This window comes from Janthinobacterium sp. SUN137 (assembly GCF_030587265.1).
Lineage (GTDB): Bacteria > Pseudomonadota > Gammaproteobacteria > Burkholderiales > Burkholderiaceae_D > Janthinobacterium > Janthinobacterium kumbetense.
In genome coordinates this window covers 238,820-257,503 of record NZ_JAPWHZ010000005.1, presented here as the reverse complement: position 1 = coordinate 257,503, position 18,684 = coordinate 238,820, and the positions used below count along the sequence as shown (strand labels likewise).

Here is an 18,684-nt window from a genome sequence, read left to right as displayed (position 1 = left end):
TCAACGGTGCTTGGGTTTGAGGTAGCGCAGGCACAGCAGGGCGATGCCGATGCAAAATAGGGACACGACGAAGCTGGCGGCCAGCGCGCGCGGCAGTTTCAAGTGCTTGAGGCCCTGGTCGTACGCGTAGTACAGCGCCGTGAAGGTGGAATTCATGGGGCCGCCCTGAGTCAGCACGTCGACTTCCTGGTACGCCTTCAGGGCCGCCAGCACGGACAGGATGGAGCACAGCATGATGGTGGGGCGCAGCATGGGCACGGTGATCTTCCAGAAGCGCTGCCAGCGGTTGGCGCCGTCGAGCATGGCCGCTTCCTGCATGTCCGACGGAATCGATTGCAGCGCCGCCAGGTACATCACCATGTACCAGCCCAGGCCGCGCCACAGGGTGACGAACATGACGGCAAACAGGGCCAGGCTGTCGTTCGACAGCCAGCCCACGGGCGCGTTCACGAGTTTCAGGGTCAGCATCACGTAGTTCAGCGCGCCCTGCTCGTGGAACATGAAGCCCCACATGATGCCGACCACGGACACGGTCGTCACCACGGGCACGTAGAAGGCGGCGCGGAACAGACGGATGCCGGGCAGGCGGTTGTTCACCAAGACTGCCAGGGTGATGGCGCCCACCTGCACGAAGGGCACCATCAGCAGGAACATCAGCGAATTCTTCAGGCCCGAGACAAACATCTCGTTATTGAAGATGTAGCGGAAGTTATCGAGGCCGACGAATCGCGTCTCGCGTATCAGGCTGTAGTCGGTGAAGGCCAGTACGGAGCCGTAGCCGACGGGCCAGAAGGAAAAGGCGGCCAGCAGCAGCAGGGCGGGGGTCAGGAACAGCCAGGCTTGCAGAGTGTGGCGGTGGGAGAATGTCATGGTGTCCTCAGTGGCGCGGCAGGGTGGCCAGCTTGCGGTTCCAGATGGCGACGGCCTGGTCCAGCGCCTGCTTCACATCCTGCTTGCCCGTCACGCCCGCCTCGACGGCTTTTACCAGCGAGCGGCGCAGCTCGTCGTAGTCGACGATGCCGGCCACGTACAGGGTGCGCGAGTGGCCCATCGACAGGGCGCCGGCGGCGACCGCCTTTTCGGCCGCGCCCGCGTTGGTCGGCGTGGCGAGGAAAAACGGATCGGCCGCCGCTTTCACCGTGGTGGGGAAGACGCTGGCCTGGCGCGCGAACGCCAGCTGGTTCTCGTCGTTCGTCAGGAAGCGCGCGAACTTGCCGACCAATGGCAACTGGCGCGCCGGCACGCCTTTCGGAATGGCGAAGTGCACCAGCCAGCCGCCGTCGGCGATGCCGGTGGGGCCCAGCGGCGCGGGCGCCACGTCGGTGATGGCGTAGATGTCTTTCGCGTCGCCGCGGATGCGCTGCATGGCCGTCGGCGGCGCCAGCAGCATGCCCAGGCGGCCGCCCTTGTAGGCGTCGATCACGGCGGGGAAGTTATCTTCGGCGAACAGGCTTTCCTTCAGCAGACCGCCCACCTTGTAGGTGTCGGCCAGCTTCTGCACCAGCGCCACGTGCTGCGGCGAATTGAAGACGGCGCGGTTGTCGGTAATCACGGCCAGGCCCTGCTGCATGAACAGGCCGTCGATTTTCGACAGGGCGGGGGCGATGCCGGCCTTGCCCGTGCGTTGCGCGATCTGGCGCGCGAACGCCAGCTGTTCATCGAGGCTGGCGGGGCCGCGCACGAGGCCCGCCTGCTTGAAGATGGCAGTATTGAAGGCGATTACCGCGACATTGCTGTACATGGGGAAACCGTAGGTGCCGCCCTTGAAGCGCAAGTCCGCCAGGGCGCTGGGAATGTAGCTGGCGCGCGCCTCTGCGATCAGGCCATCGACGGGCGTGAGCAAGCCGTCGCGCGCGAATTCGTCGGCCCAGGGCACGTTCAGGCTGACCAGCGCGGGCGGCGTGCCGGCCACGATGCGCGTGACCAGCTTGGTCTGGATGACGTCCCACGGGAAGTCGATCCATTCGATCTTGACGCCGGGATTCTGCGCCTCATAGCGCGCCACCACCGCATTGAAATACGGCGTGAACTTGGGCTTCATGCTGAAGGTCCAGAATTCGATTTTCTCGGCAGCCCATGCCTGCGGCGCGAGCAGGCCCGCGCAGGCAACAACCGCCAACAGTCTCTTGATCGTCATTTTTATCCTGGAGCGCGAGGCTCCAATGTCCATGAGTCCGCGGCGCGGGTACATGCCCTTGCCATCGCTTATATTCGGGTGCTACGGACGGCAGCCGCGCCCCGTGCCGGGGGCGCAGCTGCCGCTTGCTGCTTAATTGGTTTTGGTGACCTTGCTCAGGTGACGCGGCGCATCAGGGTCCATGCCGCGCGCGGCCGACAGTTTGGCCGCCATCACGTAGAAGGACTGGATGGCGACGATCGGATCGAGGTCCGGCGTGGCCGCCACGGGCAGGGTCAGGTCGCGCTCGGCCACGTCGGCGGGGGCCGCCAGCAAGACCTTGGCGCCGCGGCCGCGCATCTCGGTTGCCAGCTGCAGCAGGCCGGCCTGGGTCGGGCCGCGCGTGGCGAAAATGAGCAGCGGGTAGCCGTCTTCGATCAGGGCCATCGGGCCGTGCTTGATTTCGGCGCCGCTGAAGGCTTCTGCCTGCAGGGCCGAGGTTTCCTTGAATTTCAGCGCCGCTTCCAGCGCCACGGGGAAGCTGATGCCGCGGCCGACGACCATGATGTTGCGTGCCGGCGCCAGCACGTCGATGGCGGGCGACCAGTCGACGCGGGTCGCTTCGAGCAGCGCTTCGGGCAGCGCTTCCAGGCCCGCCTGCAGTTCGGGGTCGTTCTGCCACTGGGCCACCATGCGCGCGCCGGCGACCAGGCTGGTGATGAAGCTCTTGGTGGCGGCGACGCTTTGTTCCTTGCCCGCGCGCAGGGGCATGGCCCACTCGGCGGCGTGCGCCAGCGGCGAGTCGATGTCGTTGACGAGGGCCACGGTGGTGGCGCCGCCGTCGCGGAAGTAGCGGATCGGCTCGACCACGTCAGGGCTTTGGCCCGATTGCGAGATCGAGATGGCCAGCGTGTCGCGCGTCACCAGCGGCGACTTGTTCAGGGTCACCAGCGACATCGGCAGGGATGCGACAACGCGGCCCAGGCGCGCCATGATCAGGTAGGCGACGTAGTTGCAGGCGTGGTCCGAGCTGCCGCGCGCGATGGTCAGCGCGGTCGAGAACGAGGTGCTCCTCAATTTGCGGCCCAGTTCCGCGTAGCGTTCCGTGTCGCTGGCCAGTTGCAGGGCGACGCATTCGGCGGCGGAAATGGCTTCTTTAAGCATCATTGAGGTCACAGATTTCTCCTTCTATATACACAGCTTTGAGTTTGAGATCGCGATCGAGTACCACCAGATCGGCGTAAGTACCGGGGGCCAGCCGGCCGCGTTCTTCCAGGCCCAGGTAATCGGCGGCGTTGGTCGACACGCGCTTGGACGCGTCGGCCAGGTCCAGTCCCAGTCCCACCAGGTTGCGCAGCGCCTGGTCCAGGGTCAGGGTGCTGCCCGCCAGGGTGCCGTCGGGCAGGCGCACGCCGCCCATGCATTTCTGCACGGCGTGGCGGCCCAGCATGTATTCGCCGTCCGGCATGCCGGTGGCGGCGGTGGAATCGGTGACGCAGTACAGGCGCGGGATGGCGCGCAGGGCCACCTTGATGGCGCCCGGATGCACGTGCAGCAGGTCGGGGATCAGTTCCGCGTATTCGGCGTGCGCCAGGGCGGCGCCGACCATGCCCGGCTCGCGGTGATGCAGGCCGCTCATGGCGTTGAACAAATGCGTGAAACCCATGGCGCCATGTTCCAGCGCGGCCACGCCGTCTTCGTACGAACCGAGCGTGTGGCCGATCTGCACGCGCACGCCGGCGTCGGCCAGGGCACGCACCAGGTCCAGGTGGCCGGCGATTTCCGGTGCCACGGTGATGACGCGCAGCTTGGCCAGGGTTTGCAGGCGCTCGATTTCAGCCAGGTTGGCGGCGCGCGCGTAGTTCGGCTGCGCCCCCAGCTTGCCGGAATTGATGTACGGGCCTTCCAGGTGGGCGCCCAGCACGCGCGCCGTGTTCGGGCGGCGGTGGTTGGCGGCGATGCCGATGGCCGTCAGGGCCATGTCGATGTCTTCCGGCGGCGCCGTCATGGTGGTGGCCAGCAGGCTGGTGGTGCCGTGGCGCGCATGGATGCCCGCGATGGTGTACACGGCTTCGCCGCCTTCCATGATGTCCTTGCCTGCGCCGCCATGCACGTGCAGGTCGATAAAGCCGGGCAGGATGTAATCGTCGCTGTTGCCCGACGGGTGGAGCGAATCGCCCGTGATGCTGTCGACCCGCTCGCCGAAGGCGATGGCGCCGTGGATCCAGCCGCCGGGGGTAAGGATATTGCCTTTGATAGTGCTGCTCATCTGCGCGACTCCGCTACGAATTCATAATAATCACTGCGGCAATACGAGTGGGTCAGTTCCACCGCTGCGCCGTTGTCGAGATAACTGACACGGGTGATGTGCAGCATGGCTTCACCCGTCTTGATATTGGCCAGCTTGGCCTGTTCCGCCGTGGCGTTCACGGCGCGGATATGCTGCAGCGCGCGCATCGGGATGGTGCCGCGCGACTCCAGATAGCCGTACAGCGAATCGGTGACCTGCTGCGGGTCCGGCATGTACAGGGCGGGGATGGTGGTCGTTTCGATCGCCATCACCACTTCGTCGGCCGTGCGCAGGCGGCGCAAACGCGCCACCGGCATGTGCGGCGACAGTCCCAGCGACAGCAGTTCCAGCGGCGCGGCCGCGCCGATGTCGCGCTGCAGCCAGCGCGAGCCGGCCGTGAAGCCCCGCTGGCGCAATTCTTCCGAAAAACTCGTCAGGCGCGACAGCGGCTGTTCCAGCTTGGGCGTGATGTAGGTGCCCGAGCCGCGCTTGCGCGTCAGCATGCCCCGGTCGCACAGCATGTCGATGGCCTTGCGCGCCGTGACGCGCGAGATTTCCAGGATGTCCGACAGCACGCGCTCGGAAGGCAAGGCCTGGTTGGCGCGCCAGTCGCCGCTGGCGATGCCGTCCGACAGCATGTTCGCCAGCTGCATATAGAGCGGCGTGTCGCTGGCCGGATTGGGTTTGAAGGCGGACAGTTTGGCCAGCATGGTCATTGCTCCTGCAAGTGCTTGCGTATCAGGCGCAGGCCGCCTGCGGCCGAGTCGCCCTGTGCCGGCACGACCAGTTGCAACAGTGCCGCCGGCAGGTAGCTCGACAAGGGCGCCGCCAGGCCGCCGCACAGGGCCACGGGCAAGGCACCGGCCGGGTCGAGGGCCCTGGCGATGAGGGCGATCTGCTGGCCCGCGTCCACCAGGATGGCGCGCGCCACCGCATTGGTGGCTGCGTGTTCGAGCACCAAGCGCGCCAGTTGCGCGAAATTGGTCTGGCTGGCGGCCGCCAGCCACACCTGCATGGCGTCGCGCTGGCCGCCGCAGGCATCGATGATGGCCGTGGCGAAGGCGCTGCCGGGCACGCGGCCGTCGGCCACCTGCTGCGCATGGTTGATGGCGCGCATGCCGATCCAGGCGCCGCCCGCTTCGTCGCCGGAGGGGAAGCCCCAGCCGCCCACTTCATGGCGGCTGCCGTCCGCGTGCAGCACTTCGCCCACGCTGCCCGTGCCGATGGCCACGATGGCGCCCGGCTGGCCCGCATGCGCGCCCAGCAGGGTGGTCAGGGCGTCCGATTCGAGCGCGACGGCGGCATAGCCGGGATTGTGTTCGATGAAGCTGGCGGCCCACTGCTTGTTGTGCACGCCGGCCAGGCCCAGGCCGATGGCCATGCGCTGCAGCGGCGGCTGTTCCAGTCCGGCGGCGCGGAAGGCCAGGGTGACGGCATGCGCGACGGACGTCCAGGCCCGTTCGATGCCCAGTCCCAGGCCGGATGGGCCGCTTTGTCCCTGCGCCAGTTCCTGGCCGTCGAGGCGCGCCAGGCGTACGCGGGTTCCGCTGCCCCCGCCGTCGACGCCGATTATGTATTCGATCATGTTGTGCAGTCCCGCGTTTGGTTGATTGCGCCTGTCTCGGTTCTTTTATTTGTCGGGCGGCGAAAAAGCTGAAGGCACTATATTGTCGCCCCGATGGCTTGTCAACAGGTATTTAAGTGGTATTAACAAATGCGTTGCGCGCTGTCGCGGCATGCCCGAGGGCATGATTGCAAGTGATTGTTAATAAAGGGATTTTTATACTTGCCGAATGGTATTGAAATTGGCCTTGTTTAATGCCAATTTTTTCAGACTGGTCTGTGCCGCGCGCGGTAGTGTTGCTTCCGCGCATGCTTGGCAAGGGACGCCATGAAGAGTAAAGTCCGCCTTTTACACCTGAGTTGGAAGAGCATGATGAACGACAAGGCAGCAAAGAGCGATTACTGGGACGACTGGCAGCAAGAGGCGCTGGCCGCTGGCGTGTCGGCGCCGCTGGCTGCGCTGGGCATGGAACTGATGCGCACGCACCGCAAGAACCGCTGGCCGAAGGATTTCCTGGGCCGCGAAAGCGATGGCCCGGTCATGATCGAAATGTGCCTGGACGACGAAGCGGAAACGGAATTGTTCTTCATCGAAAACCTGTATCCCTACGATGCGGCGCTGATCGAAAAGACGCGCCGCCGCCTGTGCCTGCACTGATGGTGCGCTGACGCGCGACTGGAACGGCCGCCTTGTGCGGCCGTTTTGCTTTTCGGGTGGCATTTTCATGGGGGAGTGTCATAATGGCCCAGGCATTTCCGCCCAGGTATGGAGTAGATAATGAGCAAGGCACAGGACAGCAAGAAGGAAGCCAAGAAGGAACCGGCCAAGACCATGAAGGAAAAGAAGGAAGCCAAGAAGGTCAAGAAAGAAGAGCGCAAGCGCTGATCATGCGCCTGCGTCGCTTACTGTCGCGCCCGTGGCGTGCGCCGGCCCTGCTGGCGGCGTTCGCCCTGCTGGCCGTGGGCACGCCCGTGTCCGGCGTGCTGGCGCAGCAAAAGCCGCCGCCATCCACGTTCGGGCAAGTGGTGGGCAATGCCGTGCTGTGCATCGACCAGATCGACAACAAGGCTTTCTATGCGTATCTGCTGACGGCCTTCGGCCCCGCCTACAAGCATGAGGGGGGCGCTTACTGGTTCCGCACGGACGCCACCTTGTGGGGCGCGCCGATTACCGACGTGATCGTCAGCGACGACACCAGTCCCCTCGTCTTCATGGGCGTGGTGGCGGACGCGACGCCGGAAAAGCTGGAACCGGCCATTCGCGGCGTCTCGGGCCTGCGCTTCAATAAGCTCGACAATTCCGCCTTTCCCGTCCGTGGTTCCGTGCCTGGCAGTAAAATCGTCTACTTCCGCAGCAAGGCGAAAGTGTATTGCGCCAAATACAAGCCGTTGCCGCCCGCCCGCACCCGATGAGGGGTTCGGCTTGCCGCCGCGCATTTTGATCGTTTCATCCGCAGGGTCTCCATGTACACGCATTATTTCCAGCTCAAGCAATCGCCGTTTTCGATCGCCCCCGATCCGCGCTACCTGTTCATGAGCGAACGCCACCGCGAAGCGCTGGCGCACCTGCTGTATGGCGTGGGCAGCGGCGGCGGCTTCGTGCTGCTGACGGGAGAAATCGGCGCCGGCAAGACCACCGTGTGCCGCTGCTTCATGGAACAGATTCCGGAAAATTGCCAGCTCGCCTACATCTTCAATCCGAAACTGTCCGTCGAGGAATTGCTGCTGTCGATCTGCGAGGAATTCCGCATCGCCCTGGCGCCCGGCGTGGCCAGCGTGAAAGGCTATGTCGACGCCATCAATGCGCACTTGCTGGCCAGCCATGCGCAAGGCAAGAATAATGTGCTGATCATTGACGAAGCGCAAAACCTGTCCGCCGCCGTGCTGGAGCAGCTGCGCTTGCTGACCAATTTGGAGACGAGCGAGCGCAAGTTGTTGCAGATCATACTCATCGGCCAGCCGGAATTGCGCGCCATGCTGGCCCGGCCGGAACTCGAACAGCTGGCGCAGCGCGTGATCGCCCGCTATCACCTGGGTTCGCTGACGGCGGACGAGACGGCCAGCTATATCCGCCACCGCCTGGCCGTGGCGGGCAGCACGGCGCAGACGCCGTTCGCGCCGCGTTTGATGGCGCAGATCCATGCCTTGAGCAAGGGAGTGCCGCGCCGCATCAACCTGCTGTGCGACCGCGCGCTGCTGGGCGCCTACGTGGAAAACCAGCCGCAGGTGACGCGCCAGATATTGCGCCGCGCCGCCGAGGAAGTGTTTGCGGAAGAGGGGAAGTCGGCTGCCGGACGGGGTCTGCGCTGGCCGCACGTGGCGGTCGGCGTGCTGGCCGGCGCCGTGGTCACGGCCGCGCTGGCCTGGCATTTCATGCCGCGCCCGTCCGCCGTGCCCCCTGCACCTGCCGTGGCCGCCTCTGTGCCGGTTGCCTCCTCCGTGGTGGCCGCCGCCGCATCCGTGCCAGTACCTGCGCCGGCGAGCGTGCCGGACCGCAACGCCGTGCTGCGCCAGCTGGCCAGTCTGTGGGGCGAGCAGTTGCCGGCCGGTGACGCTTGCCAGGCGGGCGCCCGCGCCGGCCTGCGCTGCCTGCACAGCCGGGGCGGCATCGCCGAGTTGCGCGTGCTGGACCGTCCCGCCGTGCTGGCCTTGCGCGACGGGGAGGGTGTGGAGCAGCTGGCGCTGCTGACGCGCGTGCAGGACGAGAACGCCACCGTCCTGCTCGATGGCAAACAACAAAGCGTGCCGCTGGCCCAGCTGGCCCAGCGCAGCGACGGCAGTTTCACCACCTTCTGGCGTGCCCCGCGCAGCTGGCGCGACGAAGTGCCGCTGGGCGCCCGCGGCGCCGACGTGGACTGGCTGGCACAGCGCCTGGCGCAACAGCAGGGCTTGCCTGCACCGGCCGCCAATCTGCCGCTCGATGCCGAGATGCAAGGTCTGCTGCGCGCTTTCCAGCAGCGCCAGAACTTGCGTGCCGATGGCCTGGCGGGCCCGAAAACATTCATACGCCTGATGCAGCTGGGTGACAATTCGGAGCCGCGCTTGAGCAGCGCGGCTCCTGCCGTGGCAGCGCCCGCTGCGACGGCGATGGTGGCGGGGAAATAAGATGTCCTACATACTTGAAGCACTGAAAAAGTCGCAAGCCGAGCGCCAACTGGGCGAGTTGCCGTCGATCCACGCACCGCAAGTGCAACTGCACGATGCCGCCGCATCCGGCGCCGCGCGGCGCGCGCCCGTCTGGCTGGCGCTGGGCGGCGTGACGGTGGCAGTGGCTGCCGCGCTGCTCCTGTGGCAGCCGTGGCAAGCGGGCACGGCAGCACCTGCGGCCGTCGCCCCTGCCGTGCTTGCCCAGGCCGTGCCCGCGCCGCTGCCGGCAGCGCCGCCGCCGGCTGTCCCCGCGCCCGCGCCCGCGCCTGTGGCTGTGCCCGTACCCGTACCCGTGCCACCGGCGGCCACCGCCGCGCCCGTGCACCATGCGAGGCCAGTGCCGGAACCGAAGCAGGAGACGCCAGGCCAGGCCGCTCCGCCTGTCCCCGCTCCCGCTCCGGCCATGCCCGCACCCGCGCCGGCGGCCGAAGAGACCGTGCCCGGCATGCGCGACTTGCCCGAGCCGATACAGCGGCAAATCCCCGCCATCGCCATCGGCGGCTATATCTATTCGAAGAATCCGGCCGACCGCCTGTTGCTGATCGACAAGGTCTTGCGCCACGAGGGCGAGGAGCTGGCGCCCGGCCTGGTGCTGGAAAAGTTGCAGCCGAAGGCGGCCATCTTCAGTTTCAAGGGCTACCGCTACCGCGTGCCATATTGAGTTGTTGTGCATCAAGGCCGGGCCGCCATAGCTGAACCATACTGGCCAGGCCTGGTCGAACCAGGGTCGCTGCGACCGTGAGCGCGGCCGGGGAGGTCCGATGATTGCTGCCGCAACTGCTGGCGAGGGTATGCTTGATGCACAGGGCCTGGGAAACCTGGCGCGCATCGACCATATCGTCGTGCTGATGATGGAAAACCGCTCGTTCGACCACATGCTTGGTTACCTGAGCCTGGAAGGCGGACGTACCGATATCGATGGCTTGCAGGCAAGTCATGCCAACGTGCATGCGGGCGTGCGCTACCCCGTGCACCATTTGCTGCGTACGGCCTTTGGCCCGCAGCAAGACCCGTCGCATACGGGCATGTCGGTGGCGCAGCAATTGCAAAACAATAACGGTGGCTTCGTCGACGATTATGCGCAAACGCATCCGGGCGACCCCGACATCGACCTGGTCATGGGCTACTACAACGGGGCCGATTTGCCCATGTACGATTTCCTGGCGCAGCAGTTCTGCGTCTGCGACCGCTGCTACAGTTCCGTGCCGGGCGCCACCTGGCCAAACCGCCTGTATGCGGTCAGCGGCAAGGCGGCCGGCAGCAAGGACAGCAAGCGCGTGCCCCTGTATGCGAACAAATCCTTCGTGCGCCACCTCGAGCGGGCCCAGGTCAGCTGGAAGTTCTATTCCGCCTGGAAGCCCTGGAGCCTGGCGCTGACGGACGACCATTACCGCTCGTCCGACATGTACGAACCGTTCGGCTCCAGCGCCCGCCGCTATGGTTTCATCGGCGATGCGCTGGCGGGCGCCTTGCCCTCGGTCAGCTGGATCGATCCCCATTTCTTCGATAATGACGACCATTCGCCGGCCGATATCCGCGCCGGCCAGGCGCTGGTGGCGCAGGTCTACCAGGCCCTGTCGCGCGGTCCTGCCTGGGCGCGCACCTTGCTCATCCTCAGTTATGACGAGCACGGCGGCTTTTTCGACCATGTGCCGCCACCCGTCGCCGTGGACGACGACCCCGGGTTTCGCCGCTACGGCGTGCGCGTGCCCATGCTGCTCGTGTCGCCGCTGGTCGCGCCTGGCAGCGTCAGCCACGAGGTTTACGATCACGCGTCGATTATCAAAACCATCCTGCAGCGCTTTTGCCGCGCCGCCGACGGCGCCTTGCCCCAGATGGGTGCGCGCGTGGCGGCCGCCAGCGGCCTGGGCGCCGTGCTGACCCTGGCGCAGCCGCGCGCTGCGCCTGCCGTGCCCGCAGCCGTGCAGGCGCAGCGCGCCGCCTGGGAAGCGGATGTGCGGGCGCAGGATTTCGCCCCGCTGGCACCTGCTTCCCCGCCGGATGGCGCGCTGGCCGCCGCTGTCGCCGTTCCCTTCCAGTCCGATGCGGAGGCGGGCGCGATCGCCGCCCACCGGCAATTGGCGCGCAGGGCGAGGAATGCGCAGGCGGTGGATGGTAAAACGGCGAGTAAAACGGCGAGTCAAGCGGCGGGAGCGGCAGCGCCGAAGCCGGTGGGCAGGCGCCGGCGGCAGGGCGGCAAGCCGGGGCCCGCCAGTGCCAGGAATGGCGGGAAATCCGGCGGCGCTTGAGTTGTGCGATGAGTTTTGCGCGATGAGTTGCGCGATGAGTCGGGCGATGCGCGGCGCCTGCGTCAGGCGGCGGCGCCGGTGGGCTGCGTATAATCATTCCTTCTCAATCAAGGAGTGACCATGCACGATGCGATGCCCGTACACCCGGTACTCGGTGTGATCGGCCGTTCCGGTAGCGGCAAGACGACCCTGCTGGAATTTGTAGTGAAGGAAATGGCGGCGCGCGGCTTGCGCGTCAACCTGGTCAAGCACAGCCACCATGACCTGGCGCTGGAGCCGCCGCAGAAGGACAGCGCCCGCCTGCGCCTGGCCGGTGCGGCGGAAGTGCTGGTGGCGTCGCCGTACCGTTTTGCCATCGTGCATGAACTGCGCGGCGCGCCGGAACCCAGCCTGGCGCAGCAATTGGCCCGCATGGGGCCGGCAGACCTGACCCTGGTCGAAGGCTTCAAGACGGACCCGATTCCCAAGCTGGAAGTATTCCGTCCGGAAGTGGGGCAGGCACCCCTGTATCCGCATGACCCGCATGTGATCGCCGTCGCGTCGGACAGCCCGGCGCCGACCGATTTGCGCGAGGGCGTGCAATGGCTGGACTTGAATGCGCGCGAACACGTGCTGGCCTGGCTGCTGCTGCAGTTGGAAAATAAGCTGGAAAAATAAGCTAAAGGTTTGCCGGCGGCATCCGTTAACAAGGGTAGAACCTCATTGGAGAAACGTATGGACGTCGGAAGCATTGCTCAACTGTCAACCACGATGGCGGAGACAGGCACGCGGCAAGCCGTCGGCTTGACTGTCCTGAAAAAAGCCCAGGATATCCAAAGCTCGACCGCCACGGCCTTGCTGGCAGCGCTGCCACCGGTACAGTCGGCGCCAAGTCTGCCGGCTCACCTCGGCAACCGCATCAACACGACCGCCTGAGCGCAGTCCCGCGGCGCCCGTCTGGCGCTTGCATTACTTACGGCCACACCACCGTCATCGACGGTGGCGCGTGGGCGTTTTTGTCTGCAGCCTGCCTTCCTTCCGTTTTTCTCCCCGCCTCTGTCAAGTTGATTAATTGACCATGGTTCGCCATGGCACGGCCGATTCAGTAGAATGACGTCCATCACCTCGCGTTGCCCATCAGCGCAGCCCGGGGCGTGCCATTACTTTGACCCATGCAAGAGGATTCCCCATGAACAAACGTCAAGCTCTCATCGCCGCCGCCCTCGCGGGCATCTGTGCCGGCACCACCCTCAACGCGGCCGCGCACGATGGTCCCGCCCCTGGCGACAAGGAAAAGTGTTATGGCGTGGCCAAGGCAGGGCAGAACGATTGCGCCTCGTCCGACGGCGCGCACTCCTGCGCGGGCCAGGCGGAGGCGGACAATCTGCCGACGGAATGGACGTATGTTGCCAAGGGCACGTGCGAACAGGCGGGCGGTTCCGTCAAGCCCATCAAGGCCGGCAAGGCGGCAAAACCAGCCACGCAGCCGTAAGCATCCGCCGCCTGCCCATGCCGCCGTCAGTTCAAGCGCTTGCCGGCGTCGGCTTGCGCGCCGCGCACTACCGCGACTTCCTGGCGCGCCGCCCCAGGGTGGGCTGGCTGGAAGTACACGCCGAAAATTATCTGCAGCCGTCGGGCTGGGATAACCATGTATTGGACACCCTGCGCCAGGATTACCCCATCAGCCTGCATGGCGTGGGCCTGGGCCTGGGATCCGCGCGCGGTTTTTCCGAGAGTCACTTGCAGCGCGTGCGCGCCGTGGTCGAGCGCATCGAGCCGGTCCTCGTGTCGGAACACCTGAGCTGGGGCGCCGTGGCGCAGCAGCAACTCAATGATCTGTTGCCGCTGGCCTTGAATGGCGCCGTCCTCGATTGGCTGTGCGCCAGGGTGGGGAGGGTGCAGGATGTGCTGAAAAGGCCGATCTTGCTGGAGAATGTGTCCACTTACCTGCGTTTTGCCGACGATGCCATGAGCGAGGCGCAATTCCTGGCGGAGCTGGCGCGCCGCAGCGGCTGCGGGCTGCTGCTCGATATCAATAACCTGTATGTGAATCAGTGCAATCACGGCGAAGACGCTATGACGGCCATGCAGTCCATCGCGCCGGGCAGCGTGGGCGAGCTGCACCTGGGCGGCCATCTGGTAACGCCGCATGCCGTGATCGACCATCACGGCGCCGCCGTGGCCGATCCCGTCTGGGACTTGTATGCGGCCGCCTTGCAGCATTTCGGCGCCGTGCCCACACTGGTCGAATGGGATACGGACTTGCCCGCCCTCGATGTCTTGCTGGGCGAGGCGGACAAGGCGCAAGCCATGCTGGCGCGGCATGCGCCGCCAACGCCATGGCAGGGAGCGGCGCTGCCGTCCCCGCCGCCGCCCGTGTCGCTTGATGCGCTGGCGGCAGGCCAGCAAACGTTCGCCACGGCCTTGCTGGATGCCGAGGCAACATTGCCACCGTTCGCGGGCGAGCAGGTGTCGCAGCGTTTTGCACTGTACCGTGGCAATATGAGCGCCACCTGGCGCCGCACCCTGGCGCACGCCTATCCCGTCGTGCTGGCGCTGGTGGGCGAGGAATTCCTGGGTGGCCTGGCGCGCGCGTATGGGCGGCAGATGCCATCCGATAGCGCCGATTTGAACCAGTTTGGCGCCCGTTTCGCCGATTTTCTGGCCACTTTCCCGCATGTCGCCGACTTGCCCTATCTGCCGGACATGGCGCGCCTGGAATGGGCCGTGCACCTGGCCCACTACGCGGACGATGCGCAGGGCCTGACGCCCGAGTCGCTGGCCGCCTTGCATCCCGACCAGCTGGAAGCGCGGCGTTTCAGCTTGCATCCCGCCTGCGCCTTGCTGGCATCGGATTGGCAAGTGGCGGCCCTGTGGCAGGCGCATCAGGAGGGAGAGGGGCAGGGGAGGTTTCCGCAGGATATGCAGGTGGCGAGCTGCGCGCTCGTATGCCGGACGCGCTGGAAGGCGCAGGTGCTGCTACTGGATGCGGCTGCGCATGCCGCCTTGCTGGCGTTAAGGCAGGGGCAGACGTTTGGCGCCGCGCTCGATGCGGCGTTCGAGCTGGACCCGGCATTCGACCTGGCCGCGCACTTGCGCCAGTGGCTGGCGCATGCGGTGTTGACGGCGTGAGGGGTTATTCGAAGGCCCGCAGCAGGCGCGCTTCGCCCGTCTGATCGCGGTACAGGGCATTCGCGGCCAGGGTGGCATCCATCATGCGCGTGACTTGCTCTTCTTCAAAGCGGGCGAGTTCGGCCGTGGCCGCGACGAGGGCCAGTTCCAGTCTGGCGCGCGCGCTCTGGTACAGGCTGCTGGTGTATTTGTCTGTGTTACGCAGCAATTCTTCCGCGTTTTCTATTACCTGGCGCAAGTCGCCGATCAGGCGTTCCTGGCTGCGCGTACCTTGTTCGGGATGGTCCATGGCGCTTCCCTTCTGCAATCGATATTTATCTGACAATAACGACGTGTTTGCAGCTTGATCCAGGCAGCCGGCTGACAGGGCGCCGGCTCGATGCATGGGGCTGCTTTCGCGCCCCATGCCGGCATCAAGCGGGAGCGACGACCGTGATACGGATATCGCCCACGCTGACGACCTGGCCGGCGCGGATCTTGGCGGTCTTGCGCAATTCCTTCTTGCCATCGACCTTCACCACGCCGCTATCGACCATGACCTTGCCTGCGCCACCGCTGTCGCACAGGCCGACCAGCTTCAACAGCTGGTTCAGCTCGACGAACTCGGATGTTAAATCAAAGCTTACTTTTTGCATTGTATCCCTTATTGCAACGATGTGTTTTAAACACTTAATGACGGTGTCAACTAAGGTCATAGTTTACATGAAGCCAGGAGGAATGCAGGCTGAGCCTTAACTTTTGTTGGGCCGCGTCATGTCCAGGGGCACGATCCACGCACCGAATTGCTCTTCCGTCACAAAGCCCAGGGCCAGCGCCGCTTCCTTCAAGGTCGTGCCTTCATGCTGGGCCTGCTTGGCGATTTGCGCCGCCTTGTCGTAGCCGATGTGCGGCGCCAGCGCCGTGACCAGCATCAGGGAGCGCTCCATCAGTTCGGCGATGCGTTCGCGGTTCGGCGCGATGCCGTGCGCGCAATGCTCGTCGAAGCTGCGCATGCCGTCGCCCAGCAGGCGCGCGCTTTGCAGGAAGTTGTGCGCAATCAAGGGCTTGAAGACGTTCAGCTCGAAATTGCCCGAGGCGCCGCCCACCGTGATGGCGACATCGTTGCCGAATACCTGGCAGCACAGCATGGTCAGCGCTTCGCATTGGGTGGGGTTGACCTTGCCCGGCATGATGGAGCTGCCCGGCTCGTTTTCGGGGATGGTAATTTCACCGAGGCCGGAACGGGGGCCGGACGCCATCCAGCGCACGTCGTTGGCGATTTTCATCAGGGCCGTGGCCAGGGTTTTCAGCGCGCCATGGGCGGCCACCAAGGCGTCGTGGGCCGCCAGCGCGGCAAACTTGTTGCTGGCCGTCTCGAACGGCTGGCCCGTCAGGCGCGCCAGTTCCGTCGCGATGCGGCCGGCAAATTCCACGTGGGCATTCAATCCCGTGCCCACGGCCGTGCCGCCGGCGGCCAGCTGCAGCAGCGGCGGCAACGATGCCGTGATGATGTGCTCGGCAAAGTCCAGTTGCGCCACGTAGCCGGAAAATTCCTGGCCCAGGGTCAGCGGCGTCGCGTCCTGCAAGTGGGTGCGGCCGATCTTGACGATGTCGGCAAATTCCGTCGCCTTCGCGTCCAGCGTGGCGCGCAGCTGGCGCAGCGGCGGCAAGACGGTGTTGGCGACGGCCAGTGCGGCCGCCACGTGGATGGCGGTGGGGAAGATGTCGTTCGAGGACTGGCCCAGGTTGACGTCGTCATTCGGGTGCAGCAGGCGTCGCTCGCCCCGCAAGCCGCCGATCAGCTCGGAACCGCGGTTGGCCAGCACCTCGTTCATGTTCATATTGCTTTGCGTGCCAGAACCCGTCTGCCAGACGGCCAGCGGGAATTCTGCCTCGTGCTTGCCGGCCAGTACTTCGTCGGCCGCCTGCGTGATGGCGATGGCTTTCTTGCCATCCAATAGACCCAGGTCCAGGTTGACGTGGGCGGCCGCGCGCTTGACGGTGGCCAGGGCGGCGATCAGTTCGGGCGGCATCTTTTCCGTGGAGATATGGAAGTGCTCGAGCGAGCGCTGCGTTTGCGCTCCCCACAGCCGGTCGGCGGGTACGTCGATCGGGCCGAAACTGTCGCGTTCGATTCTGCTACTCATGGCATCCCTTTCATCGATAGAGGTGGATCGAGTGTACTCCAGGCGTCAAAAAAGCACAGGATGATGCTGTATTGCATCATTTTTGCCCTGACCCATCTATATTTTTGCGATTTCCTGCCGTTAAAGACAGGCGAGTTCCCCTTCCTATCCTGTTATCAAAGCGATCAGTCCATGCAGAGCAGCATCTTTCCCCGTTGGTCCCTGATCGCGTGCGCCGCCGCCAGCCTGGCCTTGCCGCCCGTCATGGCGGCCGAACTGGGTGACATGGCCGTGCTGTCGCACGTGGGCCAGCCCTTGCTGGCGGAGATCGAACTTACGGCCCTGGCGCCCGAGGAAGCCGGCGGCGTGGCCGTGCGCCTGGCTTCGCCCGATGTGTACCGCGGCGGCGGCATCGGCATGGATCCGGCCCTGCAAACCTTGACCATCAGCCCGCTGGAGCGCGGTGGGCGCCATTATGTGCGCGTGACAACGCGACAAGCGATCCAGGCAGGCCACGTGCATTTGTATTTATTGCTGGGCAGTGGCAATGGCGCCGTCGTGCGCCTGGGCACCTTGTGGCTGACGCCGGCCCCGCCCGCCGTCGTCGCCCCTGTCAGCGCGCCAGCCAGGCCCGCCGTTCCGGCGCCCGCGCCCGCGCCCGTGCCGCAACCGTTGCCATTGCCGCGCGCCGTCTCCGCCGCGCCGTCGCCCGATGCCGCCGCCCTGGCGGCCCGCGCGCGCGCCGAGGGCCTGGTGCGCCCGGCGCGCGTGTTCGTGCCGCCGCCCGCCGCGCCCGCGCCGCCCGCTGCCGCACTGCGTCCGGCGCCGTTGCGCCGCGCCACGGCGCCCGTCGCCGCTTGCGCGCCGCAAGCCAATATGGAGCAGGCGCAAGCATGCGTGGCGCTGGACGAGAAAAACGCGGCTTTGAATGACAAGCTCGGCGAATTGGAAGGCAAGATCGGCGCCTTGCAGCAGGCGCTGGCTCAGCCTGCCGCCGCTGCTGCCGCCGCTGCTGCCGCCGCTGCCGCCGCTGCGCCGGCTGCCGCGCCGGCTGAGGCGCAGGCGCCGCATGCCAAGCCCAAGCCCCTGCACGCGGCGCCCGCAGCCGAGAAGAAGGCGGGCGGCAACGGCTTGCTGTGGCTGGGTATCGGCACCCTGGCCTTCCTGTTGCTGACGGCCCTCATCGTGTATGTCGTGCGCAAGCGCAAGCAGGCGACGGGGCCGGGTGCGCCGTCGAAATACTGGGTTTTGCTGCGCAAGCCATTCGGCCGCAAGAAGAAGGACGTGCCCGTGCTGACGGAAGCGGTGGAAGAGGACGCGGCGGACGAGCCGGAACCGGAGCCGTTCTCGCGTTGATGATGTTGCAATGGCTGCGACAAGGCGGTGCCGGAATTTGATATAAAAAAAGATATTGAAAAAAGACAGAAAAATGCTTGTATCGCGTGTTGCCTGTTTCTTAAATATGGTGATATGATTAATTCAGTGGACTTGCTCTACGACAAAACAGCCCCAGCCTGGCGCAGTCACCAACGATAGTGTGGCGCGGCAAACAGGTGTAGCGTTGCATAAACGCCTGGGTCTGGAAGCGGTTCGCGATGCCGACGATGTGCTCGCGAACGCCGGATGCAACCGGCAGCGAGGCGACGCCAGGAGATACCTGGGGCTCGCCTTCCAAATTCCCCTCCTTGCTTTCCGACGCCACAGATGGCGCGCTCCCCGGCAAGGCGGCAGACGTAAAAAAAGCACCCGCGGGTGCTTTTTTCGTTTCTGGTGCTGCAATATGACTTACATGCGGGCGCGCGAACCTTGCATGGCGTTCGGCAGCTGCGTCATCCACGGTTCCGTGATGGTGCGGATTTCGCGGTCGTTTGCCAGGATTTGCTTGAGCAAGTCGATCTTGCGCAGGCGCGAGGCGCCGGCCAGGGCGGGTACCTTGCCCGTCATGACCGTGCTGGCGGCGCTGGCGCACTGGTTTTCCAGGGCATCCAAGTCATTCCAGTCGCTCGAACGTGCGGCCACGACCATTTTATTGGTCATTCCTGCAATATTTTCATACATCGAGAGAACGTCGTTGGAGGTCATGAGCACACCCGTAACTAGTGA

20 protein-coding genes are annotated in these 18,684 nt (G+C 65.5%); 10 read left to right on the top strand and 10 right to left on the bottom strand.

All coding sequences use genetic code 11. From position 1 onward, the window contains the following. From O3298_RS25240 to O3298_RS25215, 6 genes are all read right to left on the bottom strand, one after another. A complete protein-coding gene (locus tag O3298_RS25240; protein WP_099665202.1) occupies positions 1-870 on the bottom strand; it encodes a carbohydrate ABC transporter permease in 870 nt (289 codons plus the stop codon). 7 nt (positions 871-877) lie between these two features. Next, positions 878-2,137, bottom strand: coding sequence for an ABC transporter substrate-binding protein (locus tag O3298_RS25235; RefSeq protein WP_305060820.1), 1,260 nt, complete (start codon positions 2,135-2,137; stop codon positions 878-880). 132 nt (positions 2,138-2,269) lie between these two features. Continuing rightward, positions 2,270-3,283 (bottom strand): SIS domain-containing protein, encoded by a 1,014-nt coding sequence (locus O3298_RS25230; RefSeq protein WP_071079063.1) that lies wholly within the window; start codon positions 3,281-3,283, stop codon positions 2,270-2,272. Next, entirely contained in the window at positions 3,273-4,385 is a 1,113-nt protein-coding gene (nagA, locus tag O3298_RS25225; protein WP_099665200.1) for an N-acetylglucosamine-6-phosphate deacetylase, read from the bottom strand. Before nagA ends, O3298_RS25230 begins: the two co-directional genes overlap by 11 nt. Further along, entirely contained in the window at positions 4,382-5,116 is a 735-nt protein-coding gene (locus tag O3298_RS25220; RefSeq protein ID WP_070282815.1) for a GntR family transcriptional regulator, read from the bottom strand. Before O3298_RS25220 ends, nagA begins: the two co-directional genes overlap by 4 nt. 2 nt (positions 5,117-5,118) lie before the next feature. Continuing rightward, the gene (locus O3298_RS25215) at positions 5,119-5,991 is read right to left on the bottom strand and encodes a BadF/BadG/BcrA/BcrD ATPase family protein (protein ID WP_251349905.1); all 873 of its coding nucleotides are present in this window, start codon (positions 5,989-5,991) and stop codon (positions 5,119-5,121) included. A 348-nt stretch (positions 5,992-6,339) separates the two neighbouring features. On the opposite strand from O3298_RS25215, the gene O3298_RS25210 reads away from it, so the two are divergent. The 9 genes from O3298_RS25210 (at position 6,340) to O3298_RS25170 (ending at position 14,476) form a co-directional block, all read left to right on the top strand. Beyond that, complete coding sequence (locus O3298_RS25210) at positions 6,340-6,627, top strand: hypothetical protein (RefSeq protein ID WP_305060819.1); 288 nt, start codon at positions 6,340-6,342, stop codon at positions 6,625-6,627. A gap of 230 nt (positions 6,628-6,857) precedes the next feature. Further along, positions 6,858-7,382 (top strand): hypothetical protein, encoded by a 525-nt coding sequence (locus tag O3298_RS25205; RefSeq protein WP_099665198.1) that lies wholly within the window; start codon positions 6,858-6,860, stop codon positions 7,380-7,382. Between the two features lie 51 nt (positions 7,383-7,433). Further along, positions 7,434-9,074: an AAA family ATPase gene (locus O3298_RS25200; RefSeq protein WP_305060818.1), complete on the top strand. Its 1,641-nt coding sequence runs from the start codon at positions 7,434-7,436 to the stop codon at positions 9,072-9,074. A gap of 1 nt (position 9,075) precedes the next feature. Continuing rightward, positions 9,076-9,777: a general secretion pathway protein GspB gene (locus O3298_RS25195; RefSeq protein WP_305060817.1), complete on the top strand. Its 702-nt coding sequence runs from the start codon at positions 9,076-9,078 to the stop codon at positions 9,775-9,777. 130 nt (positions 9,778-9,907) lie between these two features. Beyond that, positions 9,908-11,365 carry an alkaline phosphatase family protein gene (locus O3298_RS25190; protein ID WP_305060816.1) on the top strand — a complete coding sequence of 486 codons (1,458 nt, stop codon included), beginning with the start codon at positions 9,908-9,910 and terminating at the stop codon, positions 11,363-11,365. Positions 11,366-11,485: 120 nt separating this feature from the next. Further along, entirely contained in the window at positions 11,486-12,022 is a 537-nt protein-coding gene (gene mobB, locus O3298_RS25185) for a molybdopterin-guanine dinucleotide biosynthesis protein B (RefSeq protein ID WP_305060815.1), read from the top strand. Positions 12,023-12,079: 57 nt separating this feature from the next. Then, positions 12,080-12,280: a YjfB family protein gene (locus O3298_RS25180; protein ID WP_034781856.1), complete on the top strand. Its 201-nt coding sequence runs from the start codon at positions 12,080-12,082 to the stop codon at positions 12,278-12,280. A gap of 253 nt (positions 12,281-12,533) precedes the next feature. Then, positions 12,534-12,836: a DUF2282 domain-containing protein gene (locus O3298_RS25175; protein WP_077400619.1), complete on the top strand. Its 303-nt coding sequence runs from the start codon at positions 12,534-12,536 to the stop codon at positions 12,834-12,836. 17 nt (positions 12,837-12,853) lie between these two features. Beyond that, complete coding sequence (locus O3298_RS25170) at positions 12,854-14,476, top strand: DUF692 family multinuclear iron-containing protein (protein WP_305060814.1); 1,623 nt, start codon at positions 12,854-12,856, stop codon at positions 14,474-14,476. A 4-nt stretch (positions 14,477-14,480) separates the two neighbouring features. Here O3298_RS25170 and O3298_RS25165 read toward each other — a convergent pair whose 3' ends face one another. From O3298_RS25165 to fumC, 3 genes are all read right to left on the bottom strand, one after another. Then, positions 14,481-14,765 carry a hypothetical protein gene (locus tag O3298_RS25165; protein ID WP_034759786.1) on the bottom strand — a complete coding sequence of 95 codons (285 nt, stop codon included), beginning with the start codon at positions 14,763-14,765 and terminating at the stop codon, positions 14,481-14,483. A 124-nt stretch (positions 14,766-14,889) separates the two neighbouring features. After that, positions 14,890-15,111 (bottom strand): RNA-binding S4 domain-containing protein, encoded by a 222-nt coding sequence (locus tag O3298_RS25160; RefSeq protein ID WP_071079051.1) that lies wholly within the window; start codon positions 15,109-15,111, stop codon positions 14,890-14,892. Positions 15,112-15,207: 96 nt separating this feature from the next. Next, positions 15,208-16,602 (bottom strand): class II fumarate hydratase, encoded by a 1,395-nt coding sequence (gene fumC, locus O3298_RS25155; RefSeq protein WP_305060813.1) that lies wholly within the window; start codon positions 16,600-16,602, stop codon positions 15,208-15,210. A 171-nt stretch (positions 16,603-16,773) separates the two neighbouring features. On the opposite strand from fumC, the gene O3298_RS25150 reads away from it, so the two are divergent. Beyond that, the gene (locus tag O3298_RS25150) at positions 16,774-17,937 is read left to right on the top strand and encodes a FimV family protein (protein WP_305060812.1); all 1,164 of its coding nucleotides are present in this window, start codon (positions 16,774-16,776) and stop codon (positions 17,935-17,937) included. A gap of 429 nt (positions 17,938-18,366) precedes the next feature. Here O3298_RS25150 and O3298_RS25145 read toward each other — a convergent pair whose 3' ends face one another. Continuing rightward, complete coding sequence (locus O3298_RS25145; RefSeq protein ID WP_289918256.1) at positions 18,367-18,618, bottom strand: flagellar protein FliT; 252 nt, start codon at positions 18,616-18,618, stop codon at positions 18,367-18,369. Positions 18,619-18,684: the final 66 nt, after the last annotated feature.